We start from the raw sequence: 25,331 nt of genomic DNA, 5'->3' as shown, positions 1-25,331 counted from the left end.
AGGTGAATCGGCTGGTTCGGGGGGGCTCAGCGGGCAGTGGACAGGGCGAGCCGGTCGAGCCGGAGCTTCCCGGCCGGGTGGTACCGCCTGCCGAGCAACAGGGCGGCGACGGCGGCGACATACATCAGCGGGGCGAGGCGCAGGGCTCCGAGCAGCCCGAGGTGATCGGCGACCATCCCGACGACGAAGGGGCCGAGTGCGAGGCCCAGCACATTGTTGGCGACCGTGAGCGCCCCGAGCCCGGTCGCCCGTACGGAGCTGTGGGACAGGTCGGTGACGACGGCCGCGGTGGGCCCCGAGGAGCCGGCCGCGAAGAACGCCCCGCAGCCGATGAGGATCAGCGACGCCGTCCCGGAGGCCAGGCCGAAGCCTGCCGACAGGCAGACCAGTGAAACGGCGCAGAAGGCCACCCCCGCGGTCCACTGGCCGCGGGAGTCGGAGCGGGCGAACCGGTCGGAGATGATCCCGCAGATCACCATGCCGCTGCCGATGAGCAGGACGAAGACCGCGGCGAGCGCGGCTGCCTCGTCCGCCTGGAGGTGGTAGTAGCGGTTGAAGTAGCTCGGTGTCCAGGACAGCAGTACGGCCGGGGTGAACATCTGCAGCCCGCCGCCGATGTAGGCGAACAGCAGCGCCGGGTTGGTGAACAGGCTCGTGAACGGTGCCCGCCCGCCGGTCACCGCCGCGGGCGATCTCGGTTCGACGGCATACTCGTCCAGCTTCCGCTCGCTGACCACCGCCCGGAATACGGCGACCAGCAGCAGTCCGAAGACCGCCATGGCCGCGAAGGACCAGCGCCAGCCCACGTGCACGGCGAGGCTGCCGCCGACGGCGACGCCGACCACCGAGCCGAACGACCCGCCTGCCATGAACGCCCCGCCGAGCGCCGCGTGGACCCGTGGGGCGAAGATGCTGAGCACCACCGCGATGCCCACGCTGCCGTAGGCCGCCTCGCCGACCCCGACCAGGAACCGCGCGGCGAGCATCTCCTGATAGTTCCCCGCGACCGCGCACAGCAGCGTGGCCAGGCTCCACACCACCGCCATCACGACCAGGCTCCTGACCCGGCCCCAGCGGTCGGCCACGAGCGAGAGCGGCAGGGTGAGCAGCCCGACCATCAGCGCCACCACGCTGCTCAGCGAGGCCAGATGGGCGTCGGACAGGGACCACTCGTCCTTCAGGACCGGGAAGACGGCGCTGAGCACCTGCCGGGACATGTAGTCCGAGAGCAGCAGCCCGAAGGCCAGGGCGAAGACGAGCCAGGGGTACGTACGTCGCGTCCCGGTTCCGCTGAGTGGGGCCGGCGCCCGCCCCACGGTTTCGCGCAATGCCACGATGACTCCTCAGAGCTGGGGGCGGGTGCCGGTCGCTGTCGACCGGTCAGGCGTGGTGGGTGAACCCGACCTGGCCGGGCCTGCGGTTCGGCGCGTAGCCGAGCTTGGCCAGCGTCTCGTCCGCATCCGCGTACGTGGTACCGATCTTGTAGATCTCGTGGGCGTCCTTGGCGGTGGCGACCTCGCGGCCGAGCTCACCGGCGATCCGGACCAACTGCTTGATCTGCTCGACGGAGGTGGCCTTGGTGCCCTTGCGGCCCCACAGGGTGTCCTCGTTGCCGCACCGGGTGTGCAGTCCCATGGCGATCGCCATCGCGTTGACCGGCAGGACGCTGCGCATGAGGGTCTCCAGGGTGAGGATCGCCCCGTCCGGCACCCGGTTGATGAACTGCATGATGTTGTACGGGTTGGGGCCGTCGAATCCACCGCCGATGCCCACCCAGGTGACGTTCAGCGGGCCGGTGTAGACGCCCCGGCGGATCAGCCGCTCGACGGTCTCCAGCTGCGGAATGCTCGACAGCTGGAAGTGCGGCTGGATGCCCGCCGCCTGCAGCCTGCGCAGGTGCTCCTCGACCCAGGCGGGTCCGGCCGGCACCGTCATCTCCCGGTAGGCCTCGGCGAGTTCGGGACGCGTCATGGAGGTGCCCGCGATGTCGTCGGGGGTCATCAGCTCCATGATGTTCATCTGGCTGGTGTTGATCGCGATGGTCACCTGGTCGGGCTTGGGATCGAGCTCGGCCAGCATGTGGCGGGTGTCGTCGGACAGCCACTTGGCGTCGGCGCCCGACCCCTCGGGCGCGAACGAGATCGACCCGCCGACCTGCAGGATCATCTCCGGCACCGCCTCGCGCAGCCGCCCGAGCAGTTCGTTGAACTTCGACAGCCGCTTCGAGCCCTTGCCGTCCAGTTCCCGCACATGGATGTGCAGGACGGTGGCGCCCGCCTCGAAGCAGTCCACCGCCTGCTGGACGTGCTCGTCCATGGTCAGCGGCAGGTCCTCACGGAAGTCGTCCGGCTCCCATTCCGGACCGTACGGGGCGCTGGTGATGACCAGCTTGTCCTGGTTCTCGGGGAAGAGCGCATCGTCGTGGAAGTGCATGGGTGTACTCCGTTCGCGGGTGCTCGTGCGGGTGGGCAGGAGGAGGAGGTTCGAGCCGCTCGGGCTCAGAAGGGACGGTCGCCGATGATCCCGGCGCGCTCCATCTTGCGGACGGCCGGCCAGTAGTCCTGGACGGCGTAGTGCTGTGTGGAGCGGTTGTCCCAGATGGCGACGCTGTTCGGGGTCCATCGCCACCGCACCTGGTACTCCGGGATGGTGGCCTGACTGATCAGATGGCTGAGCAGGTCGGCGGCACCGGGCGCGTAGTCGATGCCGCACCGGATGTTCTGCGGGGTGTGGTAGTTGACGAAGTGCGTGGTGAAGGCGTTGACGAAGAGGATCCGCTCCCCGGTCTCCGGGTGGGTGCGCACCACGGGGTGCTCGGCGTCGGGGAACCGTTCCTTGAGTGCGTGGCGTTCTTCCTGCGGCAGTGCGGCGCCGAAGGACGCCTCGATGCTGTGCCGGGCACGCAGTCCGTCGATCCGTGCCTTGACCTCGGCCGGCAGCTTCTCGTACGCCGCGGCCATGTCGACCCAGATGGTGTCGCCGCCGACAGGAGGTGCCTCCACGTTCCGCAGCACGCAGCCCATGGGCGGGTTCTCCCGCCATGTGGCGTCGCAGTGGTACGCGTTCTCGTAGTGCTCGGGCGGGCTGTCCAGGTCCTTGTAGATCCGGACGAGTCCGGGGTGGTCCGGATCGCTGCCGGCCACCGGGTGGTCCTCGAGCGGACCGAACCGCTCGGCCAGTGCCACGTGTTCGGCGCGGGTGAAGTGCTGATCACGCAGGAACAGCACCTTGTGCTTCAGCAGCAGCGCCTTCAGTTCCGCGAACAGGGTGTCGTCGCGGGCGACTTCACCGAGGTCCACATCGAACAGCTCGGCTCCGATGTGGCAGGTGAGGGGCTGTGCCGTGATCGTGGAAGCGGCACGGGTCGGTGTGCTCATCGCGCTCTCTCCTCTCGTCGGGGTGCAGGGGCGTCGGCTTTCTCAGAGCGAGAAGACCGAGGAGCCGGTGCTTCGGCCGGCCTCCAGGTCGCGGTGGGCCTGGACGGCGTCGGCAAGGGCGTACCGCTGGTTGATCTCGATGCGGATGCGCCCCGAACCGACGTGACCGAACAGCTCACCGACCAGCCGGGCGCGCTCGTCGGGGTCGGCGATGTAGTCGGCCAGGGCCGGCCTGGTCACGAACAGCGAGCCCTTGACGGCGAGTTGCATGGCGTCGATCGGCGGTACGGGGCCGGAGGAGGTGCCGAAGCACACCAGCAGTCCGCGCGGGGACAGGGAGTCCAGCGATGTCGCGTACGTGTCGGCGCCGATGCTGTCGAACACCACGGGGACGCCGGCGCCGTCCGTCAGCTCGCGCACCCGGTCCGCCACCTTCTCCCGCCGGTACAGGACGACCTCGTCGCAGCCGTGCGCCCGGGCGGTCTCGGCCTTCTCCTCGGTGGAGACGGTGCCGATGACGCGGATGCCGAGCAGCTTCGCCCACTGGCAGAAGATCAGCCCCACACCGCCCGCCGCGGCGTGCAGCAGCACGGTGTCCCCGGCCTTCAGGGGATGGATGCGACGCAGCAGGTACGCGGTCGTCAGTCCGCGCATCGTCATCGCCGCCGCGGTGTCGAAGGGGATGACCTCCGGCAGTTTGATCAGCGACGCGGTCGGCATCACCCGCTCCGTGCTGTACGCGCCGAGGGGGCTGCCGGTGTACGTGACGCGGTCCCCCGGGACGAAGTCCAGGACTCCCGGGCCCACGGCCTCGATGACGCCCGCACCCTCCACGCCGAGGCCGGCGGGCAGCGGGGCCGGGTACAGACCGGTGCGAAAGTAGGTGTCGGCGAAGTTGAGCCCGACCGCGGAGTGCCGGACCCTGACCTCTCCGGGACCGGGCTCACCGACCTCGGCGGACTCCCAGCGCATCACTTCCGGGGCGCCGGGTTCGTAGAAGCGGATGGCATGCGCCACGGTGTTCTCCTCGCGCTCTGTTCTGGTCGAAGCGGGGTTTGACGCAGAGAACGCTAGGCGTGACAGCCGAAACGCGCTTATCCTCAACGGACATCAGATTTATCTTTTGGGGACATCGGAGGCCCGTTGAAACCGCAGTCCCGATACGCGTCTCTCAGCGGCTACCTCGACCTGAGCCGCTCCGTCGGCATCGATCCGGCGCGGCTCATGCGGGCGAACGGACTCGACCCGGCGAGCCTGAGCCTTCAGGACCGCTGGCTGCCCTCGGCCTCGGTGATCCAGCTCCTGGAGCAGTCGGCGTCGGAGTCCGGACAGCAGGACTTCGGGCTGCGGCTCGGAGAGTTGCGCCGATTCTCCAACCTCGGACCGCTGAGCCTGGTGATCCGGGAGGAGCCCGATGTACGCAGCGCCGTGCAGCTCCTCATCCGCTACGAGCACGTCTACAACGAGGCGTTGCGCCTGCACCTGTCCGAGGCGAACGGATCTGCCGTCGTCCGGGTCCGCCTGGAGCCGGGCGAACCGATGGAGACGAGGCAGTCGGTGGAGCTCGTGGTGAGCGTGCTGCACCGACTGCTGCGCGGATTCCTCGGGCCCGACTGGCAGCCACTCGCCGTGTGCTTCGCCCATCGCCCGCCCGACGATCCGTCCACCCACCAACGGATCTTCGGCCCGATCGTCTCGTTCGACCACGACTTCACGGGCATCGCGTTGGACGCGGCGGACCTGAGCGCGCCGAACCGGATGTCGGACCCGCAACTCCTCGCCTACGCACTGCAGTTCCTGGACGGCATCGAGCCCGCGAAGGACACGACCGTGCTCGAGCGCGTCCGCGAGCTGATCGAACTTCTGCTGCCCACCGGGCGCTGCTCGATGGAGCAGGTCGCCCGCAGCCTCGGCGTCGACCGCAGGACCGTCCACCGCCAACTGGCCGAGCACGGGGAGACGTTCACGACCGTACTCAACGACACCAGGGCCGAGCTCGCGGTCCGGCTGCTGGAGAGCCGGCGATACTCGCAGACCGAGATCGCCGAGCTCCTCTCGTTCTCGGCACCGAGCAACTTCTCCCGCTGGTTCCGCACCCGTTTCGGCTGCGCCCCCAGCCACTGGCCGACGCCGTAGGACCGGTGGCCTCCCGGTCGGCGCCTGCCGCCGGGTCAGCCCGCGTGCCGGTCCAGCCACGCCTCGACCTCGTCCGCCGAGCGCGGCAGGCCCGCCGACAGGTTCTCGTGGCCGTCGGCGGTGACCAGCAGATCGTCCTCGATCCGCACGCCGATGCCGCGCCACTGCGCGGGCACGCTCAGGTCGTCGGCCTGGAAGTACAGGCCGGGCTCGACGGTGAGCACCATGCCCGGCTCGAGGACTCCGTCGACGTACTCCTCGGTGTGGGCCTGCGCGCAGTCGTGGACGTCGAGGCCCAGCATGTGGCCGGTGCCCGCCATGGTGAAGCGCCGCTGGAGACCGAGTTCGTAGGCGCGCTCGGCCGGGCCCTCGATGAAGCCCCACTCGACGAGCCGGGCCGCGAGACTGCGCTGCGCCGCCTCGTGGAAGTCCCGGTACTTGGCGCCGGGCTTCACGGCCGCGAAGCCCGCCTCCTGGGCCTCGTACACCGCGTCGTACACCTGGCGCTGGACGGGCGTGAAGCGGCCGCTGATCGGCAGTGTGCGGGTGACGTCGGCGGTGTAGAGGGTCCGTGACTCCACGCCGGCGTCGAGGAGCAGCAGGTCGCCGGGGCGCACAGGGCCGTCGTTGTCGGTCCAGTGCATGATCGTGGCGTGTTCGCCGGCCGCGCAGATGCTGCCGTAGCCGACGGCGTTGCCCTCAAGCCGTGCGCGGCGGAAGAAGGTTCCCTCGATCCACCGCTCGGACGTCTCGACCGCCTTCGACAACTCCCCGACCACATCGGTGAATCCACGCACGGTCGAGTCGACCGCGCCACGGATCTCGGCGATCTCCCACGCGTCCTTGACGACGCGCAGGTCGTCGAGTGCCGTCACCAGTTCGGCGTCACGGGTGGCGTCCGTGGTGACGGCGGCCTCCAACGCCGGATCCACTCCGCGGACGATGCGGGTGGGCGCTCCGCCGGCAGCCAGGTCGGCAGCGGCCGTGCGGACGTCCCGGCACTCGATGCCGAGTAGGCTCCGGGCCTCCGCGAGGGAACGGCGGCGGCCCATCCAGAGCTCCGCGGTGGCGCCCGTCCAGAACCCGTCGTCGTCGCGGCTGTCGCGCGGAAGCTGGTAGCAGTACGCGTCGTGGCCGCCGTCCGCGCGCGGTTCGAGCACCAGCGCGCCGTCACGGGCCTGGTCCCCGGTCAGATGTACGTATGCCGAGTACGGGCGGAACGGGTAGGTGTCGTCGTTCGACCGCACCTTGAGGTTCCCCGCGGGGATGACGAGGCGCTCTCCGGGGAAGCGCGCGGAGAGCGAGGCGCGCCGGGCGGCCGCGTACGGGGCCTGCTCGTCGAGGGGCAGGTCGCGCCGCTCGGTGTCCGCCCAGCTCGTACGCATCAGGGTGGACAGTTCCTTGGAGATCCCGGAGTAGAGCCCGTTCCTGCGGCCTTCCGCCATGACGTACGCCTTCCCATCCTGTAGGTGCTCGGGGTGTTCCGCTGTCGGCAGCGGTCGTCGCGCACCGTAGTCCGCTCGGCATCCCTGTGGTGCCCAGCAGTGCCACTGGCACGGATCGGCCACACGCGAGCTCCGGAAGGCGCCGATAATGCGCTTCATGACGAACGTGAAACTCGGTGCGGCCCTCCGGCTGCTCGGCCTCGACGACGCGGCGGCCCGGCTCTATCCGGCGCTGCTCGACCTGGCTCCCGCTCCGCTGGGCGAGATCGCCGCGGCGGCGGGCATGGACCGGGCCGACGACGCGGACGCGGCGTACGGCGCGCTCGTCGACCTGGGTCTTGCCGTGGCCGCCGGGCCGGACGGGGATCCGGTGGCGCCGGTGCCGCCGGCCGCCGCTCTGGAGGTGCTCGCACGGCACCGGACGGCGGAACTCGAGGAGTCACGGGTCGCCGTCGGCGGTGCCTTCGAGTCGTTCAGGCGCCGACGGCTCGCCACCCACCGGGACACGCTCGTCGAGGTCGTCACCGGCGATGCCGTCGGCCCCCGGACGCGACAGGCCTGGGCGAGTGCCCGCGAGCAGATCCGCCAGCTGGAGTCCCCGCCGTACACTCCCATGCCCGAGTCCACGGGCGACGCGCTGGCCACGCTCGCCCGCGGCGTCACCCAGCGGGTCGTCTATTCACGTGAGTCGCTGGAGCATCCAGGCCGCCTGAGGGAATCCATCGAACCGTGCATCAACGCCGGCGAGCAGGCCCGAGTGCTCCCCTCGGTACCGGTGAAGCTCGTGATCATCGACGACGCGTACGCCCTGGTGTCGTTGGCCATCGAAGAGGCCGACGTGAACCACACGACGCTGGTCGTACAGCCGTGCGGGCTGCTGTCCGCACTGGTGGCCCTGTTCGAGCAGTGCTGGCGCCAGGCCCTGCCGTTCCATGGCCGCACCACGACCCCGGGCGGCCCGCCGCCCGCCGACCGCCGTCTGCTGTGGCTCCTCGCGGGCGGCGCGAGCGACGAAACCATCGCCCGCGAACTGGGCATCAGCCGACGCACCCTCTTCCGCCGCCTGCAGATCCTCATGGCCCGGCTCGGCGCCGCGAACCGCTTTCAGCTGGCGTTGCACGCGCAGCGCAACGGATGGCTGTGAAAGCTCCGCCGCGCCCGACACTGTCCACATGAGTGGTGCGGGCTGCTTCCCACCCGCCCCTCAGGGCAAGCCAGTTCAGATGCCGCCCGATCGTGCGGCAGACCCCACCACGGAGGCTGACCGGACCGGCTGGGCAGCATGCCGTGCCCCCTGACTGTGCCGTGACGAGCCCGTCCAGGGAGCGATATCACGCCAATCCGTTCGAACGGAGACGGGGCGTTCCTCCGGCTGTCCGCTGCGTCGTCGAGCGAGGAGGCTGAGCTCATGGCATATGCCGAGCACTCGGTCAGGTCGGTTCTCGGTGCCCCGCTCTTTGAGTCAGATTGATTCAACTTCATTGTTTTGGTTGGGAGTTGAGAGCAATCTGACTCCCGTTGAGACCGGCGTGCCCCCAGGGGCGTGAACGGCCGACGTGACGGGGGTCGCGTCCGAACTGACCAGTGGACGCCTACGTAGAACACGCTTCGCGGCTTGGCATGCCCAGGTCGACCTCCTGCGGCTGCCCTCTGCGCGTCGGTGACACCGACGTCACGGAGGATCATGTTATTCCGCAGAAGAACAACGGTCGTTACAGCCCTGTCGGCCGTGCTGCTCGCTCTGTCCGTGCTGCCCGCCCAGGCCGCCGACACTCCAGAGGACCCGGGACAGGCCACCTCGCTCAAGCCCGGTGACGCGTACGTCATCACCGAACCGGAGTTGGTCGCAGACCCGCAAAAGGTCGTCGACGCCCTGTCCGCCGACGGGGATCTGGGCCGGCTCGACCTCAAGCCCACCAGCGGCCCGTCCGCCCAGCCCAAGAACCAGACCAAGGACGCTGCCGGCCGCTCCTACACCGTGCCGAGCGAGCGCTTCAATCGCGGACGCAAGCCCGCCGACCCGTACCAGTACATCGACAACGTCGACGAGTGCGCCGCCAACGACAGCTCCAGCAACGACGGTGGCTGGATCAAGAACCGCTTCTCGTACTGTCAGCGGCACCTCATCGCCATCCCGGCGATCCAGTGCGGCCTGTGGCCTCCGGGCTGTTACATCAAGGGGTGGTTCGTCTCCCGCAACACCATCATCGGCAAGGCCAAGATCGGCGGATGGTTCGACAGCAGCTACTACCGCTACGCCGACTTCGACCTCGATGTCGACGTGTGGAGTTCCACCGGGCACTTCAACAAGCCGGGCGCCACGATGAAGGCGGAACTCGAATGCGACGGCACGTGGGAGAGCGGTAACGGCAGCGCCGAGGACGCCTGTGACAGTGGCATGTACGAGGGCCGTACCGCTTCCCCCGGCGCCTGGAAGAGGGACGGCAAGACCAAGTTCGACCTCGTGTCGTTCGCCTCCAGCCCGCCCAGTGCTGCTGCGGGCCCGCAGATCGCGAATGCCGACTTCCGCCCGAAGTACGAGTTCACGATCCCCGGATACGACCAGTTCCAGCCCACCGACGGCGAAGAGGGCAAGCTCCGCTTCGACAGCGCGGCCTACCTCCGTCGCGGCAACATGGGCGCGGTCTTCAGCGACACCACGCCGGCGCTGCGGTACGACCGCAGCGACACCAGCGACCCGAGCGCGCCCGGAGAGCCGTACCTCGGTGTCGCCGCCGTCGCCAACCACATCGCAGACGCCCGGAACGACCCGGACTCCACCTTGCCGCCCAAGAGCGACAAGAACCTGCCCGGAGCGGAGGCCACCGACCCGCTGCACCGTCTGGTCCCCGCCGCCGGTGCGACTCAGCGCACCCGCGTCCGGGACAACCGCAACGTCGTACGGGCCTACTGCAATGGCGGAGACGTGCCCGGCGGCCCGGCCGACGGGGTCCAGTGCGACGAGTACCCCTTCGCGTCCAGCTACGAAGGCGCGGCCCGCTACATGTACGACGGCAGCCAGTACGAGTACGACTACTCGGTGAAGTACATCGACAGCCAGGAGAACGAAGAAGCCGGACGCCGGCTCAACGCCTGGTATGAGAACGACCGCATCATCGACAACGACGCCTTCGTGATTGCCATCGGCGACTGACGAGTGTCGGCGTGGGCTGCCGTCGTGTCGACGGCACGGCGGCAGCCCGGTACGTCAGTCAAGATTCCAGACCTGCGCCAGACAGTACTGATCCACGCCTTCCAGATCTGCCTCGTGACCGTCCGCGGCGTACTCGAGAGCGCCGACCTGCCCCTTGAACGGGGAGTAGAACGGGCCGGCCTCCGGGTTCAACGCCCACGACATCCGCACCCGGTATCGCCCGGCGGCAGCGAGTCCGATCTCCGTAGGGAGCGTCTCGCCCAGCGTATAGACGCACAATTCCCCCGCGGGAAAGAACACCTCGGTTTCCTCGTCGTGCGACCACACGCCCTCGCCGGGCGGGTCCCCCTTCCACAGTTCCACGCGCACCCGGGCATCGATCACGTTCGAGGGACAGTGCGCGTGAACCATCCCCTCGGCAGGGCGCAACCAGCTCCCTGCCGACGCATCCGGGTAGTGGATGTCGCTCTCTCGCGATTGTTCGACCAGGCCGAGCGTGCCGTTCTCAACGAGAACCTCGACAGTCCCAGCGGCGAGCAACTGCCCCATACGAGTCCTCCCTACCAGGTGCACACTCTGCGGCACCGGCATCGGATGCTTCCACGTGCGTCAGCCTTTCAGGGGTGTCGCGCCGTGGCCAGAGAGTCGCGGGCGCATGGCCGATTGCCGACGCCCGTCGGCGAAGGCCTTGCCTGCCTGCGCCGCCGCTGCCATTGACGGTCGTTGCATCAGGCTCGCAGCCCAGATGACCACTGCCAGGAGGTGCTCGGGGAGCAGCCCGACGTGCGGATCGGGCTGCACGAGCAGGGTGGGCGTTCCCGCAGTGGTGCGTCGGGGGCCCATCGTGGTCGAGGGCGGTGAAGTCGTCGTCGATCCATGCGGCTGGGGAGTCGCCGAGTTGGGCGTCGACGTGGTCGCGCTTCCAGAGGTAGCCGTCGGGATGTACCTCGTCCGCATCCCCCGCGGCACCGGCCTGAGACGCAAAGCTGGGCGGGAAGGCAGGCTGGTCGTTCAGCCGCGGCGTTGTCACCACCACCTTCCGCGGGCTGGTGCCGGGAACCCCTCCACCCGTGCGGCAGCGGACGCGCACCACATCGGCGCGATACTGGTCCGCGCCTACACTCAAGCTGGCACCGCATCACGTCGTTCAGACACCTCAACCGCCTGGATGATTTGCTTCTCAACGGGGCACAGGGGTTGCGCGAAGCAGTCAACAGCGTCGGTCGCTCATGAGCCGGACTAACGGCTCAACCTCCACCCGAGACCTACCCATTGCGAGCACGTCAGAAAATGTGCCGGGCCGCGCTGCCTCGCGCTGCCCGATGTCGTTTTGCCTGATCAGAGCAGCACTGGCGGTCCGGTGGGTGCCAGCCGTGCTGCACCGTCCACGGTGTCCGCACTCCCTTTGCGCCCCATTGTTGGCAACCGCTGACCGGCTATGGCCGGTCAGTGACCGCTCCGTGGAGCCGGGGCGGCCTTTGCCGCCATCCCGCGGTCACGTCTCCAGGAGGGTCACAGGCGCCTGGGGACGGGGACGTGGCAGTCGAGGATCTGCCGGGCTTCCCTCCGGCGAGAGCGGCGGGGGTGCAGCAAGGCGACGACGTCGATGACGATGTGAACGGTGATCCGGATGCACAGGACAGTGATCACGACCCAGAGCAGGGGTCCAGTGGTCGGGAGCAGTGCGGTCAGTGCGGTGAGCATGGTTCCTCCTGATGTGCGGCCAGGCCGTATGCTCCGGCGTCTCCCCCAGATCACCAGGCCCGGTGCGCCCGGCCCGGATAAAGGTGGGGGGTCTCTATTTCCCGAAGGCGCGTCCTCTTCCGGCGGAAGTGGGTAGATTCGCGCCATGTCTTCTCCTGGTGGTCCGGTCTCCGCTGATCAGCAGCTCGTCGAGCACGCGCGTCGGCACGGTTTCGTGGTGTCGGCGAAGCAACTCGCCTCGTGGCGGCGGGCGGGCCTGCTGCCAGGACACACGAAGCGGGCGCTGGGCCGGGGGCGCGGGAGCGCGTCGGTTCCGGACGACGAGGCATTCGGTCTGGTCGTGGCGCTCGCCCGGCTGGCGCGGAGGGGCGCTCGCCCCTCTCATCTGGCGCTGGCACTGTTCGGCGAAGGGCACCCGGTGCCGGAGGAGGCCGTGCGGGGCGCCTTCGGCGAGGCGGTCCGGGGCCTGGGCGCCGGGCTCGGCGAGGAAGGTCCGGAAAAGGGGGAGGACGGGGAGGAGTGGGCGGAGTGCGTCGCCGACGAGGTGGTGGCCTCGGGGCGGCGAGTGAGGCTCATTCCTGCGCGGGTGCGTCGGATCGATGAGGGCATTGCCCGGTACATGCGTGAGCGGGGGGTGGCGTGGCCACCCCCCGAGCTGGCCGACCTGGACGCGAACCCGGAACCTCCGAGCCTGTCCGGCGGGGAGGTCACGGCTGCCGCGGTGACCACGGTGCTGCGTGGAGGTGCCGCCGTCACGCCGCAGGGGGTCGGTGACATGCTGCGGGCCGTGCAGCCGACGGGGTGGGGCAACCCGGGGGCGTCACTGGCCGAGTACACGGTCGATGACGTCCCTCATGCCGCCCGGGAGGTGTTCCTCCCTGACGGCGGGATGAGCACCGTTCCCGACGGTGACGTCCGCGGCGCCTTGCTGGTCCTGGCGGAGACGGCCCCACTGGAGGATCTGCGGGACGCCTGGGAGGTGAGCGGGGCAACCCGCGAGTGGGCGCTGGACCTGTGCGCACGGGTCGAGGCGGAACTCGGGGCCGGCGAGCTGAGCGACGCGGCCCTCGCCTGGCTGATGGGCAGGGCCTTCGTGTCGGGGCTGGTGCTGATGGCCCAGGTGGGAGACCGCCACTGGTCCCCCACGGACCGGGCGTCGGACACCCTGATCCTGTTGATGATGCGGCGGTCGTTGCGCGACCTCGACGGCAAGGTTCCGGACTGCCAGTGGGAGCTGCTCGGATCCCCCGCCGTGATGCCGGCCCCGCTGATCCCGTTCCTCCAGCCGCGGCACGCCTCCGAGATCCAGTAGGAGAATCATGGACCAGAGCCCTCGTGAGACCGTGGCGGCGGCCATGGCCGAAATGGCGGTGCTGCGTGCTCTCCAAGTGGCCGGTCGGCGCTTGCTCGCGCGGCGGAGCCGGGCGGTACGGGGCCCTCTTCGGACCGTCCCGCCGTGGGAGTTGCATGTCCATCTGCCGGTCGGCGATACCGATCTGGCGGTGCTCCTGCGGGATGCGTGGGTCATCCCGGAGGCCGTCGGCCTGCCCTCGGCCATGATCGAGCAACTGGATCAGCATGTGCGGATTCTCATCGCCGCGGGGCTCGGGTACCGCCGGGACGACTTGTTCAAGACCTTGTCCCGTCTGCCGCTGGAACAGCTGGTACTCCCTTGGGACGCGCCTGCCTGGACGGACGAGGCTCATGCCCCGAGCAAGTGATCCCGTGGAGCTGAGGGCGGCAGGCGTCCTGCGGTACTGCACGGGTGAAACCGTCGAACCGTATGACCACTGCCCCCGGTGCGGTGATTTCCATGAGGTGCGCGCGGATCTCAACGGGCGCTTCGACTTCATGTGCGGCGGCGATCGGGCGGTTGAGGTCACACAGGTGACCAGCAGTGTGGCTGAGCAGAACCGGCGCTCCTGGGAGCCGTACCTCAAGGAGCGTGCGGTGCCCGAATTGCATTTGGGCTGGCACGTGGTGTTCGAGAGCACGGCGAAGGCAACCTACGGAGGCCGCAAGGGGCACCCTCGTTTCAAGGATGCCCTGACCGTCATCAGCCCAGCCCTGGCCGAGCTGGAACGGCGTGGCGTGAACCGCTTCGGCCCCGGCACAGCCTGTATTGAGCAGCCGTTCCACGAGAAGGCGTGCCCGTACGGCGTCCTGGGCAATGCCAGCGTGGCCTCCGGCTGCTCCGTGCCCAGCGAGACGAGTACCGGCTACATCAGCGCCGGCCTGCTGACGGGGTACGACCAGATGCCGGCTTTCAACCCGGACCACTGGGCCGGGAAGGCCGAGAAGAACCGCCGCCAGGGAAAGCCCCCACCACCCTCGCCCCTCCCGGAATCTCCCCGGATGGGCCCAGTGCTGTGGTCGTTCAGTCCCGACTTCCTCGCTTCGCTGGAGAAGCGCCGGGCCGAGGACGAACGGAAGTCGACCGAGACGACGCGAGCTCTTTTCTCCGGTCGCCACACCGATGCCGAACTCGTCGAACTGGCCCGCCGGGAGGTGAGCGAACGGATCGCCCTCGCACGATCCCTGACCTGGCGGACCGCGCTCCCTGCGAAGCAACCGCCCATTGCTGACACCGACGGTGGAACGGAGCTGGTGGACTTGCTGGAAGTCGAGTTCGGGCTGCACGGGGACCTGGCCCTGAAGCTCAACGCAGCTTCCGACCGACCGCGCCGCGAGGTGTTCTTCTGGCTCACCTGGATGCGTTCCTCCGCATGGCACCGCCTCGCCGACCCGGACCTGCTGCCCCAGCGGTCTCCGAACGTACCGGCCGGCATCAACGGCCTCTGGGTCGGCTGCCTGCTGGACGAGACCCACGTCCTGCACTGGGACCACGACACCGGCTGGACGCGCCACCCGCTCCCGAACCCGCTTCCCGTACCCCGATTCCCCGGCTGCCCCTGACCAACGACTGGACAGCGCAGCGGCATTTCGGCCCCTCCTGGGCCGGGGTCGGACTCTCAGGAGGGACCCGCTTTCCAGCTATAGCCATGCTCCGCAGTTGTCTCAGTTGCTACCCCTCGACTCCGCGAAACGCCGTTAAGACAACCGTCAGCGTAGCCGTGGGCGTGCACGTCCGCTCTGAACTTCCTCCGGGTCGAAGAGGGCGTAGGTTCGAATCCCGCTGAGAATCGCAGCCACGAACTCGTCATCCCTGCCCGACAGCAGCGGAGGCGCGCTCGGCAGTGAGCAGATTACCGAGCGCGTCGGTCACGACCTTCTCGGTTCCCGGTTCCGCGAGCGGTCGGCGCTCTTGCCCCCTGCCAGGGCTCCCACGGGCCAGGTCTAATGACCGAGAGCACTGAAGCTTGATCAAAGTTGCTGAAGAGGCTGCCCGCAAGGCGGGACGTCTGATTTCCTGAAGGGCACGCGGGACGGCTTGTGCCGACTTTTTCAAGGCTGAGATGAGTTCGGGGGACGGCGTGGCACGCGTGCTGGCAGTGCACGGGATAGGTCAGCAGACGAAGGGCGAGGAGAGCCTCTTCAAGGAGTGGTGGCCCGCGCTGGCGGACGGCATGACGCGCGCCCGCGCTGGCACAGCAGTCGCGCGGTCAGATGTGGCCATGGCGTTTTACAGGCACGTGTTCCGGCCGGAGGGGCAGCTGCTCGCTACAACCGCCAGAGCCGCAATGACGGTGACGGGGCCAGATGATGGCACGGCCCCAAGGGCGCGCCAATCTCGTGCCAGAACGGACAGGGAGCCACGGGGAGTCGAAGTACTCAGGGGGGTGCACAGCCAGGACCCCGCCCAAGCCAAGGAACCCGCAGTTCGCACCCGTGATCGCCCAACCTCGCTCCTAAAGAGGTTGTCGGACCTACCTCCGACGGCGGCGGACGTGAATGGCAACCGCAAAGGCCCACACAGTCGTTGCGGTGCTGCGCGAGGTGTAGATCGGAGCAAGCATGCCCAGTCGGATACCCGGCGCGGGTAGCTGTAGCCACGTACGTACTTCAGCGGCGGCCCGCGACCATGGCACCCCTACGAGACATCCTGAGTATCCCGCCCCGACAGAGAAACGCCCAGCAGAACTGGTGCAAGCTTGGGCGACAGGTTCGGGCACGCAGTCGATCGTCCAGTTGGTGCGGCCGCGCTTCCCGCCCATCGTGCGGTCAGAACGATTCACCCGCCGAAGAAGCTCAACCGAACCCTCCGGTTGGCGTTATCGACATTTGTATCCACCAAACACACCGACTGCCACGTCCCCAGCTCCAGTCCGCCCGCCACCACCGGCAGCGTCGCATGCGGCGGCACGATCGCCGGGAGGACGTGGTCGCGGCCGTGGCCCGGGGAGCCGTGGCTGTGCTGCCAGCGGTCGTCCGCGGGGAGGAGGGTGTGGAGGGCGGCGAGGAGGTCGTCGTCGCTGCCGGCGCCCGTTTCGATGATGGCGATGCCGGCCGTGGCGTGCGGAACGAAGAGGTTGAGGAGGCCGTCGCGGCCTTGGGCGGCCTCGCGCAGGAAGGACTCGCAGTCGCGGGTGAGGTCGACGATGCGCTCGGTGGAGCCGGTGGTGAGGTCCAGGACTCGGGTCGTGAAGACGTCTGACATGGGGACATTGTCCCCCAGAAGGGCCGCCCCGCGCCTGGCCGGGGCGACCGGCCTCCGGGATTCGCGGTCCACCCGCTGAGACGGCGTTGACCATGTGTCGGCAACTGGATACGTTCTGCCGCATGTTGCGTTCAGCCATGCTCACCACGCGCGGTCACATCGACCTGCTGCGGGTGGCCTCTGCCGCGTGTCGTTTCGGCTGCTGACGCCTTCTTCTCAAGCCTCACCTGCGGCTTTCTCTTCACTTTCCTTCCGTTGCCGCCTTGATGTTCGTCCGTGACGGCGCGCCGCTGACGCGCGCCCGCTGACGCCGAGGCGTGCCCTCGCCTGCCATGGAGTGCCATGAGCATCAGTCATGCTCCGCCCGTTTCGCCTGCCGAAAAACAGGGCCTGCCCGCCGGTCCCGACTCACCCGGGCCTCCGGCTTCGCCGCCCGAGCTCGTCCCCCTCGTCCCCTCCTCCGCCCGGCGCACCCGTGTGCCCCGCTGGCTGCGCCGCACCAGTGGGCCGCTGCTCCTCCTCGTACTGTGGCAAGTCCTCACGTCCGTAGGGGTGTTGACGCCCGAGGTGTTGGCGTCGCCGGGCACCATCGCACGTGTCGGTGCGGACCTCGTCTCCGACGGTTCGCTGCCCGCGGCCATGGGCGTCTCGTTGCAGCGCGTCGCCGTCGGGCTGCTGTGCGGTGTCGTCGTCGGGACCGGGCTCGCGCTGCTGTCCGGCCTTTTCCGGGTCGGCGAGGATCTCGTCGACGCGAGTGTGCAGATGCTGCGGACCGTGCCGTTCGTCGGGCTGATCCCGCTGTTCATCATCTGGTTCGGGATCGGCGAGGCACCGAAGGTCGCCATCATCACCCTCGGGGTCTCCTTTCCGCTGTATCTGAACGTGTACGCCGGGATTCGCGGTGTGGACTCCCAACTCATCGAAGCGGGGGAGTCGTTGGGGCTCGGCCGGTGGGGTCTCGTGCGCCATGTCGTCCTGCCGGGTGCGCTGCCCGGAGCCATGACCGGGCTGCGGTACTCGCTCGGTATCGCGTGGCTGGCGCTCGTCTTCGCCGAGCAGATCAATGCCGATGCCGGCATCGGGTTCCTCATGGTGCAGGCCCGGGACTTCCTGCGCACCGACGTCATCGTCGTCTGCCTGATCGTCTACGCGTTCCTCGGCCTGCTCGCCGACTTCGTCGTCCGTTCTCTCGAAAAGGTGCTGCTGCAATGGCGACCGACGTTCACCGGCCGGTGACCCCGGCGACCCCTTCGGCCGAGACCGCCGTGGGTGCCGGCTCCGCCGTGCACGTCGAAGGACTCAGCCGGTCCTTCGGCGGGCGCGCCGTCATCGACGACCTTCAACTGGACATTCGGCCAGGGGAGTTCGTCGCCCTTCTCGGGCGCAGCGGGTGCGGCAAGTCCACGCTGCTGCGCATCCTCGCCGGGCTCGACCGCGACATCGAGGGCACCGTGCTCGTGCCACGACGCAAGGCCGTGGCGTTCCAGGCACCGCGGCTCATGCCGTGGAAGCGGGTGTGGCGCAACGTGCTGCTCGGCCTGCCGGGCAATCCCGAACGCGACGTCGCCGAGCGGGCGTTGGACGAGGTCGGGCTCGGGCACCGTACGGACGCCTGGCCCAAGACGCTCTCCGGCGGCGAGGCCCAGCGCGCTTCGCTCGCCCGCGCCCTGGTGCGCGAGCCCGACCTGCTGCTGCTCGACGAGCCGTTCGGCGCGCTCGACGCGCTGACCCGGATCACGGCCCAGCGACTGGTCGGCGAACTGTGGCAACAGCGGGGCTGTGCGGTGCTGTTGGTGACACATGACGTCGAGGAAGCGGTACTGCTCGCGGACCGGGTGCTCGTCATGGACGACGGTGTCATCGCGCACGAGGCCCGCATCGATCTGGAGCGGCCGCGCGATCTCACCGATCCGCGCTTCGCCGAGCTGCGCGCAGAACTGCTGCACCGGCTGGGCGTGGACGAGTCGTCCCACTGACCTCCCTCCGCCCCCTCCGACTCCCCCTTCCGTCTCCCCTGCCCCCCTGTTCTGTCCCCGCCCTCACTCCCGCCCCGCCCCCCCGTAAGACATCAACCACCCTCATCCTGAACGGACTTGGCATGCGACGCCCTTACATAGCCGGCGCTCTCCTCACCCCACTCGCCCTCGTGCTCGCCGCCTGCTCCGGCGCCTCCACCGCCAGCACCTCAGCCGGCAGCGGAGGAAGCGGCGGCGGCACCGACGGGAAGGGCTCGCTCACGCTCAACGTCGGTGACCAGAAGGGTGGTTCGGAGGCCGTACTGAGGGCGGCCGGTGAGCTCGACGATCTGGACTACAAGATCCACTGGTCCACCTTCACCTCGGGCCCGCCGCTCCTCGAAGCCATCAATGCCAAGGCGGTGGACGTCGGCGGTGTCGGCAACACACCACCCGTCTTCGCGGCCGGCGCCGACTCGAAGATCAAGGTGGTGTCCGCCAGTCACGGGACCGCCAAGGGTGACACCATCCTCGTCCCGAAGGACTCCAAGCTGAAGAGCGCGGCGGAACTCAAGGGCAGGTCGGTCGCCGTGGCTCAGGGGTCCTCCGCGCACTACCAGCTCGTCGCCTCGCTCAAGAAGGTCGGGCTCGGACTGAAGGACGTCAAGCTCAAGTATCTGCAACCGGCGGACGCGCTGGCGGCGTTCACCGCGGGCAAGGTCGACGCCTGGGCCGTCTGGGACCCGTACACCTCGCAGGCGCTGCGCGCGAAGCTCGGTCGCGTGCTCACCGACGGTGACGGTGTCACCAACGGGCTCGCCTTCCAGGTCGCCGCGCCGGGTGCCCTCGCCGACAAGAAGAAGTCGGCCGCCGTCAAGGACTATCTGGACCGGCTGCGGCGCGCTCAGAACTGGGTCTTCAAGCACCCGCAGGCGTGGGCGAAGGTGTGGGCCAAGGACACCGGGCTGCCGTACGCGGCGGCGTACGACGCCGTGAAGCGTACGAACGGCACACGTGTCACGGTCGCCGTCGACAAGAACGTCATCGCCTCCGAGCAGCAAATCGCCGACACGTTCACGAAGTTGAAGCTCATTCCGCGCAAGGTCGACTTCTCGAAGTACGTCGACACGCGCTTCAACGGCGAGCTGCCGCCCTCCACCACCGCCCCACGCGCGTACGGAAAGGAGTCCTGACCTCGTGAACGTTCATCTGCACTGGTTCCTGCCGACCGGCGGCGACGGGCGCACGCTCGTCGACCGGCACGCCTTCAGCGGCGGGGCTCTCGAGCGCTCGCCGGGCGGGCCGACATCCGGAGTGCGCGCGCCCGATCTCGACTATCTCGTTCAAATCGCCAAGGCTGCCGAGCAGTTGGGGTTCGAGGCCGTTCTCACGCCGACCGGGACGTGGTGCGAGGACGCGTGGCTGACGACGGTCGCGCTCGCGCAGCACACCGAGCGGCTGAAGTTCCTCGTGGCGTTCCGGCCGGGGGTGATCTCGCCGACGCTCGCCGCGCAGATGGCGTCGACGTATCAACGCCTCACGAACGGGCGGCTCCTGCTCAACGTCGTCACCGGCGGTGACTCGGCGGAGCAGCGTCGCTTCGGTGACCATCTCGACCACGATCAGCGTTATGCCCGCACCGACGAGTTCCTTTCGGTGGTGCGTGGCGTGTGGGGCGGCAGCTCGCAGGCACCGTTCGACTTCGCCGGGGAGCACTACCGGGTCGACGGTGGTTATACGGCCCTCGCGCCCGACCCGGTGCCGGAGATCTTCTTCGGCGGGTCCTCGGCTCCCGCGGGGCCCGTCGCGGCGCGGCACTCCGATGTGTATCTGACATGGGGCGAGCCGCCGGAGCAGGTGAAGGAGAAGATCGACTGGATTCGCGGGCTGGCCGAGCGCGAAGGGCGGACGGTGCGGTTCGGGATCCGGCTGCACACCATCTCGCGCGACTCGGCGCGGGACGCGTGGGCCACCGCGGACCGGCTGCTCGACGACCTCTCCCCCGAGGCCGTCGCCGCCGCGCAGGCCGCGCTCGGGCGCAGCGAGTCGGTCGGACAGCAGCGGATGCTCGCGCTGCACGGCGGTGAGCGGGAGGGCCTGGAGATCTCGCCGAATCTGTGGGCCGGGGTCGGCCTGGTGCGCGGTGGCGCCGGGACCGCGCTCGTCGGCAGCCACGCCGATGTCGCCGACCGGATCGAGGAGTACCACGCGCTCGGCATCGAGCACTTCGTGCTCTCCGGCTATCCGCATCTGGAGGAGGCGTACTGGTTCGGGGAGGGTGTCATTCCGGAACTGGCCGCGCGCGGGCTCGTGGAGCCGGTCGCACGCCGATCCGGTGGTGTGCCACTGGCGGTCGCGGGCGGCCGCTGAGGCGGGCCCCCTGGACGGGAAGATCTCGCACCCCGATGGAGTTGGTAGAAACGTGAACGACATCGGGGAACGAGACGACACCTTCACTGCTCGGGCGCGCCCAGACGACATCGGCCACGACATCGGCCACGAGGTCGACGTCGTGGTCGTCGGCGCCGGTCAGGCCGGTCTCTCCGCCGCCTATCACCTGCGCCGGGTGGGCTTCGAGCCGGAGCGGGACTTCGTCGTCCTCGACCACGCGCCCCGCCCTGGAGGCGCCTGGCAGTTCCGGTGGCCCTCGCTCACGTACGGCAAGGTGCACGGCATGCACGCGCTGCCCGGCATGGAGCTGACCGGCGCCGACCCCGCGCGACCGTCCTCCGAGGTCGTCTCCGGTTATTTCACCTCGTACGAGGAGGCCTTCGACCTGCGCGTGCGGCGCCCGGTCGACGTGCGGGCGGTGCGCGAAGGGGAGGGCGGGCGGCTGCTCGTCGAGACCTCGGACGGGGTCTGGTCGACGCGCGCCCTGATCAACGCGACGGGCACCTGGGACCGGCCCTTCTGGCCGCGCTACCCGGGGCAGGAGACCTTCCGCGGGCGTCAGCTGCACACCTCGCAGTACCAGGGGCCCGAGGAGTTCGCGGGTCAGCGCGTCGTGGTGGTGGGCGGCGGGGCCTCCGGGACGCAGCACCTGATGGAGATCGCTCCGTACGCCGCCTCGACGACCTGGGTGACGCGGCGACCGCCCGTCTTCCGTGAGGGCCCCTTCGGCGAGGAGCAGGGGCGGGCCGCCGTGGCGTTGGTCGAGGACCGGGTACGCCAGGGGCTCGCGCCGCTGAGCGTGGTGTCGGTGACCGGGCTTCCGGTGAACGACGCGGTCCGGGAGGCCCGCGCGAACGGTGTGCTCGACCGGCACCCCATGTTCGACCGGATCACGCCGACCGGCGTGGCCTGGGACGACGGGCAGGAGGTGGCGGCCGACGTGATCCTCTGGGCCACCGGCTTCCGGGCTTCCATCGAGCATCTGGCGCCACTGAAGCTGCGGGAAGCCGGCGGCGGGATCCGGATGGAGGGTACGCACGCGGCCCTCGACCCCCGCATCCACCTGGTCGGCTACGGCCCTTCGGCGAGCACCATCGGCGCGAACCGCGCGGGACGCGCCGCGGTCCGCGACATCGAGCGCCTGCTGGGGCGGAGGACGCGGGTCGCGGTGTGAGGCGGTGTGGCGACGAGGCCGCGAGGCGCGGGCGCGGAGATACGGGGCGCGGCTAAGGCGGCGCCTCGCCTCACCCGCCGGCCGCGGCCTTCAACGGTGCGGGCCCGTCAGTCGTCCTTCTTGGCCTTCGCCTGGTTCTTGTTGAACTCCGCCACGTTCTTCTCCTGCACGGCCAGATCCGCGGTGAAGCGGGTGTCCCCCGGCTTGACCGTCACGAAGTACAGCCAGTCACCCGACGCCGGACTGCTCGCCGCCCGCATCGCCTGCTCCCCCGGGTTGCCGATCGGCGTGGGCGGCAGCCCCTTGCGCGCGTAGGTGTTGTACGGATTATTGATCTTGGTGTCGTCGTGGGTGGTGTCGAGCGTGGAGCGACCGAGCGCGTAGTTGATGGTGGAGTCCATCTGAAGCGGCATGTCGTGATCGAGCCGGTTGTATATGACGCGGGCGACCCTGCCCATGTCCTCCTTGTTGTCCGCCTCGGCCTGCACGATGCTCGCGATGATGACGCGCTGGTACGGGTTGACGGCGTTGCGCTCGGCGCCCGCGGTGGTGCCGCTGCCGCCGAACCGCTTGTTGGCCGTGTCGACCATGTACGACAGCACCGACTGCGGGGTCGACCCACTGTCCAACGGATACGTCGCCGGAAAGAGGTACCCCTCGGCGTTGCCACCCGCGTCGCCCGGAAGCTTGAGGTGTGCCTTGGGGGCGGCCTTCTTCGTGGTGCCGGCCGGTACGTCGAGCGCCTTGTCCACGGCCTCGTACACCTGGCCGGAACGCCAGCCCTCCGGAATGGTCAGCACCCGGCTCGGCTCGTCCTCACCCGCAAGCGCCAGCGGTACGGCGACGGCGGTCGCCGCCACGACGGCCCCGGTCACCGTCATGGCGACGCGTCCTCGGCGCGTGAGTCGCGTCGTGCTCCGTCGCGGAGTCTCGGTCTGCATGCCGGAACGGTAACCCCTGCCTCAGAACATCCCTGACATATCTCTGTCCTCCTCGACTCCCTCACGGTCTCTCTCCCCACTGTTCTCGCCGACGTCATGGCGGGCCGGGCACGGAGCCGGGGCGCGCGCCTTGTCACGCCGCCGCTTCCACGCGCGCGTCCCTCCGCACCAGCGCCGCGTAGCGGCCCTGCCGGTCGAGCAGTTCCTCGTGCGTGCCGCGCTCGGCTATGCGCCCGGAGTCGAGGACCACGATCTGCTCGGCGCCGCGGACCGTGGAGAGGCGGTGCGCGATCGTGAGCGTCGTGCGGTTGGCGGAGAGCGCGTCGATGGCTTCCTGCACGGCGTGCTCGGTGCGGGTGTCGAGCGCACTGGTCGCCTCGTCGAGGATGAGCACCGGCGGGTCCCGCAGGATGGTGCGGGCGATGGCCAGGCGCTGCTTCTCGCCCCCGGAGAAGCGGTGACCCCGCTCGCCGACCACGGTGTCGTAGCCGTCCGGCAGCGAGGCTATGTGCTCGTGGATCTGGGCCGCACGTGCCGCCGCGTACAGCTCCTCGTCGGTGGCGTCGGGCTTCGCGAACCGGAGGTTCTCGGCGACGGAGGCGTGGAAGAGGTAGGTCTCCTGCGAGACCACGCCGATCGCGCGGGCGAGGGTGTCGAAGTCCAGATCCCGTACGTCCACGCCGTCGAGCGTGACGCGGCCGCCCGTGACGTCGTAGAGCCGCGGCACCAGATAGCTGAGCGTGGACTTGCCGGAGCCGGTGGGGCCGACGACGGCGAGGCTGCCGCCCGCGGGGACGGTGAGGTCGATGCCGTCGAGGATCGCGTCCTGCCGCTCGTCGTCGCTGTCGTAGCGGAACTCGACGTTCTCGAAGCGGATCTCGCCCTTGACGGTGTCGAGACGGACCGCGTCCTCGCGCTCGGTGATGTCGACCGGCAGGTCCAGGTACTCGAAGATGCGCTGGAACAGGGCGAGCGAGGTCTGGATCTGGACGCCGGTCTGCAACAGGCTCACGGTCGGCCGGAACAGGCCCTGCTGGAGCGAGACGAAGGCGACGAGCGTGCCGATCGAGACGCTGGGGCCGCCGAAGTGCAGGGCGATGCCGGCCGCCCAGTAGATGACCGCGGGCATGGCGGCCATGACGATGCTGATGACGGCCATCCGCCAGCGGCCCGCCATGTTCGACCTGACTTCCAGGCCGACCAGTTCGTCCGACTCGTCGGCGAAGGACTTGGTGAGGGAGTCGGCACGGCCCATGGTGCGGCCGAGCAGGATGCCGCTGACGGAGAGCGATTCGGTGACCGTGGCGGCCATCGCGGCCATCTGCTTCTGGCGCTGCGTGGCGATCTTCTTGCGCTCGCGGCCGACCCGGCGGCTGATCCACACGAAGACCGGCAGCAGAAGCAGCGAGACGATCGTCAGGCGCCAGTCGAGGGCGATCATCGCGACGACCGTGGCGACGACGCTCGTCAGGTTCGAGACGAGGGAGGTCGCGGTGGAGGTCACGGTCGCCTGCATGCCGCCGATGTCGTTGGCGATGCGGGACTGGACCTCGCCGGTGCGGGTTCGGGTGAAGAAGGCGAGGGACATGCTCTGCAACCGGCCGTAGACGGCCGTGCGCAGGTCGTGCATGACGCGCTGGCCGACCGTCGTCGAGATCAGCGTCTGAAGAACACCGAAGACGCTCGTCACGACGGCGCTGACGATCATGCCGAGGGCGAGCAGGCTGAGCAGCCCGGTGCGGCCCTGCGGGATGGCGACGTCGAGGATCTCCTTGAGCAGGAACGGCGTCGCGACCGTGACGAGGGACGCGGCTGCTACCAGCAGGCCCACGAGGGCGAGCCGGGCGCGGTAGGGGCGGAACAGGGACAGGATGCGGCGGATCTGCCGCGGCTGGCCCGATGCCTGGGCATCGGGAGGCGGCGTCCAAGGGATCTCGGGGCTGCGCATGGGCCTCCTAGGCACTTCTGGGATTCGACTTCGAGGAGCATAATGCATTGTTACCTCTATTCACAATGCACAGGGTCCTGATAATGTTCCCGGCATGAAGACACCGGACGCCGACGGCTTCCTCGCCGAGCAGCTGCTGCGGCTGACCCGCCGCCTGCAGCGGATACAGCGGCGCCAGCTGGAGCCGGTCGGGATCACCCCCGCGCAGTCCCGGCTGCTGCGCACGCTCGTGCACTACGAGACGCCGCCGCGCATGGCCGATCTGGCCGAGCGCCTGGAGGTGGTCCCGCGCGCCGTGACGACGACGGTGGACGGCCTGGAGGCGGCCGATCTGGTGCGCCGCGCGCCCGATCCCACGAACCGCCGGGTGATCCGGATCGAGCTCACCGACAAGGGCCGGGCCGCACTGCGGGAGCTGCGCAGCGCGCGCCGCGCGGCGGCAGAGGAGATCCTGGCCCCATTGGACAAGGAGCAGCGAGCGCAGCTGACGGTGTTGCTCAACACGCTGTTCGGGTCCCCGCACGACCGCGACTGCTGAGCGAGGAGAG

General features: G+C 69.3%; 23 protein-coding genes and 1 pseudogene. 13 read left to right on the top strand and 11 right to left on the bottom strand.

All coding sequences use genetic code 11. The features are described from left to right. Positions 1-26: 26 nt before the first annotated feature. The 4 genes from ACNYS0_RS34545 to ACNYS0_RS34530 all read right to left on the bottom strand — a co-directional run bounded on the left by ACNYS0_RS34545 (position 27) and on the right by ACNYS0_RS34530 (position 4,394). A complete protein-coding gene (locus ACNYS0_RS34545) occupies positions 27-1,334 on the bottom strand; it encodes an MFS transporter (RefSeq protein WP_422479331.1) in 1,308 nt (435 codons plus the stop codon). A gap of 46 nt (positions 1,335-1,380) precedes the next feature. Beyond that, complete coding sequence (locus ACNYS0_RS34540; RefSeq protein WP_422479329.1) at positions 1,381-2,433, bottom strand: beta-keto acid cleavage family enzyme; 1,053 nt, start codon at positions 2,431-2,433, stop codon at positions 1,381-1,383. A 65-nt stretch (positions 2,434-2,498) separates the two neighbouring features. Continuing rightward, positions 2,499-3,377, bottom strand: a complete 879-nt coding sequence (locus ACNYS0_RS34535; RefSeq protein ID WP_422479327.1) for a TauD/TfdA dioxygenase family protein — start codon at positions 3,375-3,377, stop codon at positions 2,499-2,501. 42 nt (positions 3,378-3,419) lie between these two features. Next, positions 3,420-4,394 (bottom strand): quinone oxidoreductase family protein, encoded by a 975-nt coding sequence (locus tag ACNYS0_RS34530; protein WP_422479325.1) that lies wholly within the window; start codon positions 4,392-4,394, stop codon positions 3,420-3,422. Between the two features lie 126 nt (positions 4,395-4,520). On the opposite strand from ACNYS0_RS34530, the gene ACNYS0_RS34525 reads away from it, so the two are divergent. Continuing rightward, positions 4,521-5,513 (top strand): AraC family transcriptional regulator, encoded by a 993-nt coding sequence (locus ACNYS0_RS34525; protein WP_422479323.1) that lies wholly within the window; start codon positions 4,521-4,523, stop codon positions 5,511-5,513. A gap of 35 nt (positions 5,514-5,548) precedes the next feature. Here ACNYS0_RS34525 and ACNYS0_RS34520 read toward each other — a convergent pair whose 3' ends face one another. After that, complete coding sequence (locus ACNYS0_RS34520) at positions 5,549-6,958, bottom strand: aminopeptidase P family protein (protein ID WP_422479321.1); 1,410 nt, start codon at positions 6,956-6,958, stop codon at positions 5,549-5,551. Between the two features lie 157 nt (positions 6,959-7,115). Here ACNYS0_RS34520 and ACNYS0_RS34515 point away from each other — a divergent pair, with 157 nt between their 5' ends. Continuing rightward, on the top strand, positions 7,116-8,102 hold the full coding sequence (locus ACNYS0_RS34515; protein ID WP_422479319.1) for a helix-turn-helix transcriptional regulator: 987 nt from the start codon (positions 7,116-7,118) through the stop codon (positions 8,100-8,102). A 585-nt stretch (positions 8,103-8,687) separates the two neighbouring features. Then, the gene (locus tag ACNYS0_RS34510) at positions 8,688-10,112 is read left to right on the top strand and encodes a NucA/NucB deoxyribonuclease domain-containing protein (RefSeq protein WP_422479317.1); all 1,425 of its coding nucleotides are present in this window, start codon (positions 8,688-8,690) and stop codon (positions 10,110-10,112) included. Positions 10,113-10,166: 54 nt separating this feature from the next. Here ACNYS0_RS34510 and ACNYS0_RS34505 read toward each other — a convergent pair whose 3' ends face one another. The 3 genes and pseudogenes from ACNYS0_RS34505 to ACNYS0_RS34495 all read right to left on the bottom strand — a co-directional run bounded on the left by ACNYS0_RS34505 (position 10,167) and on the right by ACNYS0_RS34495 (position 11,816). After that, on the bottom strand, positions 10,167-10,661 hold the full coding sequence (locus tag ACNYS0_RS34505) for a hypothetical protein (RefSeq protein ID WP_422479315.1): 495 nt from the start codon (positions 10,659-10,661) through the stop codon (positions 10,167-10,169). Between the two features lie 180 nt (positions 10,662-10,841). Continuing rightward, positions 10,842-11,055 (bottom strand): annotated as a pseudogene (locus ACNYS0_RS34500) (hypothetical protein); the annotation flags it as partial. 569 nt (positions 11,056-11,624) lie between these two features. Then, positions 11,625-11,816 carry a hypothetical protein gene (locus ACNYS0_RS34495; RefSeq protein WP_422479313.1) on the bottom strand — a complete coding sequence of 64 codons (192 nt, stop codon included), beginning with the start codon at positions 11,814-11,816 and terminating at the stop codon, positions 11,625-11,627. 145 nt (positions 11,817-11,961) lie between these two features. Between ACNYS0_RS34495 and ACNYS0_RS34490 the strand changes: the two genes are divergently transcribed. Genes ACNYS0_RS34490 through ACNYS0_RS34480 form a run of 3 tightly spaced genes read left to right on the top strand, consistent with a single transcriptional unit; the run spans position 11,962 to position 14,732 of the window. Continuing rightward, a complete protein-coding gene (locus ACNYS0_RS34490; RefSeq protein WP_422479312.1) occupies positions 11,962-13,128 on the top strand; it encodes a hypothetical protein in 1,167 nt (388 codons plus the stop codon). A gap of 7 nt (positions 13,129-13,135) precedes the next feature. After that, positions 13,136-13,537 carry a hypothetical protein gene (locus ACNYS0_RS34485; protein WP_422479310.1) on the top strand — a complete coding sequence of 134 codons (402 nt, stop codon included), beginning with the start codon at positions 13,136-13,138 and terminating at the stop codon, positions 13,535-13,537. A 4-nt stretch (positions 13,538-13,541) separates the two neighbouring features. Continuing rightward, positions 13,542-14,732 carry a hypothetical protein gene (locus tag ACNYS0_RS34480; RefSeq protein ID WP_422479308.1) on the top strand — a complete coding sequence of 397 codons (1,191 nt, stop codon included), beginning with the start codon at positions 13,542-13,544 and terminating at the stop codon, positions 14,730-14,732. A 1,216-nt stretch (positions 14,733-15,948) separates the two neighbouring features. Here ACNYS0_RS34480 and ACNYS0_RS34475 read toward each other — a convergent pair. After that, positions 15,949-16,374 carry a YjbQ family protein gene (locus ACNYS0_RS34475; protein ID WP_422479306.1) on the bottom strand — a complete coding sequence of 142 codons (426 nt, stop codon included), beginning with the start codon at positions 16,372-16,374 and terminating at the stop codon, positions 15,949-15,951. Positions 16,375-16,466: 92 nt separating this feature from the next. Between ACNYS0_RS34475 and ACNYS0_RS34470 the strand changes: the two genes are divergently transcribed. From ACNYS0_RS34470 to ACNYS0_RS34445, 6 genes are all read left to right on the top strand, one after another. Next, positions 16,467-16,580, top strand: a complete 114-nt coding sequence (locus ACNYS0_RS34470; RefSeq protein WP_422479304.1) for a putative leader peptide — start codon at positions 16,467-16,469, stop codon at positions 16,578-16,580. A gap of 136 nt (positions 16,581-16,716) precedes the next feature. Further along, the gene (locus ACNYS0_RS34465; protein ID WP_422479302.1) at positions 16,717-17,610 is read left to right on the top strand and encodes an ABC transporter permease; all 894 of its coding nucleotides are present in this window, start codon (positions 16,717-16,719) and stop codon (positions 17,608-17,610) included. Further along, positions 17,583-18,350 carry an ABC transporter ATP-binding protein gene (locus ACNYS0_RS34460; RefSeq protein ID WP_422479300.1) on the top strand — a complete coding sequence of 256 codons (768 nt, stop codon included), beginning with the start codon at positions 17,583-17,585 and terminating at the stop codon, positions 18,348-18,350. Before ACNYS0_RS34465 ends, ACNYS0_RS34460 begins: the two co-directional genes overlap by 28 nt. Positions 18,351-18,472: 122 nt before the next feature. Continuing rightward, a complete protein-coding gene (locus ACNYS0_RS34455; protein WP_422479298.1) occupies positions 18,473-19,522 on the top strand; it encodes an ABC transporter substrate-binding protein in 1,050 nt (349 codons plus the stop codon). 4 nt (positions 19,523-19,526) lie between these two features. Next, positions 19,527-20,699, top strand: a complete 1,173-nt coding sequence (locus tag ACNYS0_RS34450) for an LLM class flavin-dependent oxidoreductase (protein WP_422479296.1) — start codon at positions 19,527-19,529, stop codon at positions 20,697-20,699. 109 nt (positions 20,700-20,808) lie between these two features. Further along, positions 20,809-21,894: an NAD(P)-binding domain-containing protein gene (locus ACNYS0_RS34445; RefSeq protein WP_422482854.1), complete on the top strand. Its 1,086-nt coding sequence runs from the start codon at positions 20,809-20,811 to the stop codon at positions 21,892-21,894. 107 nt (positions 21,895-22,001) lie between these two features. On the opposite strand, the gene mltG is transcribed toward ACNYS0_RS34445, so the two are convergent. Continuing rightward, on the bottom strand, positions 22,002-22,835 hold the full coding sequence (mltG, locus tag ACNYS0_RS34440) for an endolytic transglycosylase MltG (RefSeq protein WP_422479294.1): 834 nt from the start codon (positions 22,833-22,835) through the stop codon (positions 22,002-22,004). A 133-nt stretch (positions 22,836-22,968) separates the two neighbouring features. Then, positions 22,969-24,783 carry an ABC transporter ATP-binding protein gene (locus ACNYS0_RS34435; protein WP_422479292.1) on the bottom strand — a complete coding sequence of 605 codons (1,815 nt, stop codon included), beginning with the start codon at positions 24,781-24,783 and terminating at the stop codon, positions 22,969-22,971. A gap of 94 nt (positions 24,784-24,877) precedes the next feature. Here ACNYS0_RS34435 and ACNYS0_RS34430 point away from each other — a divergent pair, with 94 nt between their 5' ends. Beyond that, on the top strand, positions 24,878-25,321 hold the full coding sequence (locus ACNYS0_RS34430; RefSeq protein ID WP_385769052.1) for a MarR family winged helix-turn-helix transcriptional regulator: 444 nt from the start codon (positions 24,878-24,880) through the stop codon (positions 25,319-25,321). The last annotated feature ends 10 nt before the right edge of the window (positions 25,322-25,331 follow it).

The sequence above is a fragment of the Streptomyces anthophorae genome (assembly GCF_049310305.1).
Taxonomy (GTDB): Bacteria; Actinomycetota; Actinomycetes; order Streptomycetales; family Streptomycetaceae; genus Streptomyces.
This window is presented reverse-complemented; position numbering and strand designations above follow the sequence as displayed.

Coding starts and splice junctions, on each gene's coding strand:
- ACNYS0_RS34460 (WP_422479300.1), top strand. CDS start 17,583: ATGGCGACCGACGTTCACCGGCCGGTGACCCCGGCGACCCCTTCGGCC.
- ACNYS0_RS34455 (WP_422479298.1), top strand. CDS start 18,473: ATGCGACGCCCTTACATAGCCGGCGCTCTCCTCACCCCACTCGCCCTC.
- ACNYS0_RS34470 (WP_422479304.1), top strand. CDS start 16,467: ATGTGTCGGCAACTGGATACGTTCTGCCGCATGTTGCGTTCAGCCATG.
- ACNYS0_RS34535 (WP_422479327.1), bottom strand. CDS start 3,377: ATGAGCACACCGACCCGTGCCGCTTCCACGATCACGGCACAGCCCCTC.
- ACNYS0_RS34430 (WP_385769052.1), top strand. CDS start 24,878: ATGAAGACACCGGACGCCGACGGCTTCCTCGCCGAGCAGCTGCTGCGG.
- mltG (WP_422479294.1), bottom strand. CDS start 22,835: ATGCAGACCGAGACTCCGCGACGGAGCACGACGCGACTCACGCGCCGA.
- ACNYS0_RS34520 (WP_422479321.1), bottom strand. CDS start 6,958: ATGGCGGAAGGCCGCAGGAACGGGCTCTACTCCGGGATCTCCAAGGAA.
- ACNYS0_RS34435 (WP_422479292.1), bottom strand. CDS start 24,783: ATGCGCAGCCCCGAGATCCCTTGGACGCCGCCTCCCGATGCCCAGGCA.
- ACNYS0_RS34505 (WP_422479315.1), bottom strand. CDS start 10,661: ATGGGGCAGTTGCTCGCCGCTGGGACTGTCGAGGTTCTCGTTGAGAAC.
- ACNYS0_RS34485 (WP_422479310.1), top strand. CDS start 13,136: ATGGACCAGAGCCCTCGTGAGACCGTGGCGGCGGCCATGGCCGAAATG.
- ACNYS0_RS34515 (WP_422479319.1), top strand. CDS start 7,116: ATGACGAACGTGAAACTCGGTGCGGCCCTCCGGCTGCTCGGCCTCGAC.
- ACNYS0_RS34490 (WP_422479312.1), top strand. CDS start 11,962: ATGTCTTCTCCTGGTGGTCCGGTCTCCGCTGATCAGCAGCTCGTCGAG.
- ACNYS0_RS34540 (WP_422479329.1), bottom strand. CDS start 2,433: ATGCACTTCCACGACGATGCGCTCTTCCCCGAGAACCAGGACAAGCTG.
- ACNYS0_RS34475 (WP_422479306.1), bottom strand. CDS start 16,374: ATGTCAGACGTCTTCACGACCCGAGTCCTGGACCTCACCACCGGCTCC.
- ACNYS0_RS34465 (WP_422479302.1), top strand. CDS start 16,717: ATGAGCATCAGTCATGCTCCGCCCGTTTCGCCTGCCGAAAAACAGGGC.
- ACNYS0_RS34495 (WP_422479313.1), bottom strand. CDS start 11,816: ATGCTCACCGCACTGACCGCACTGCTCCCGACCACTGGACCCCTGCTC.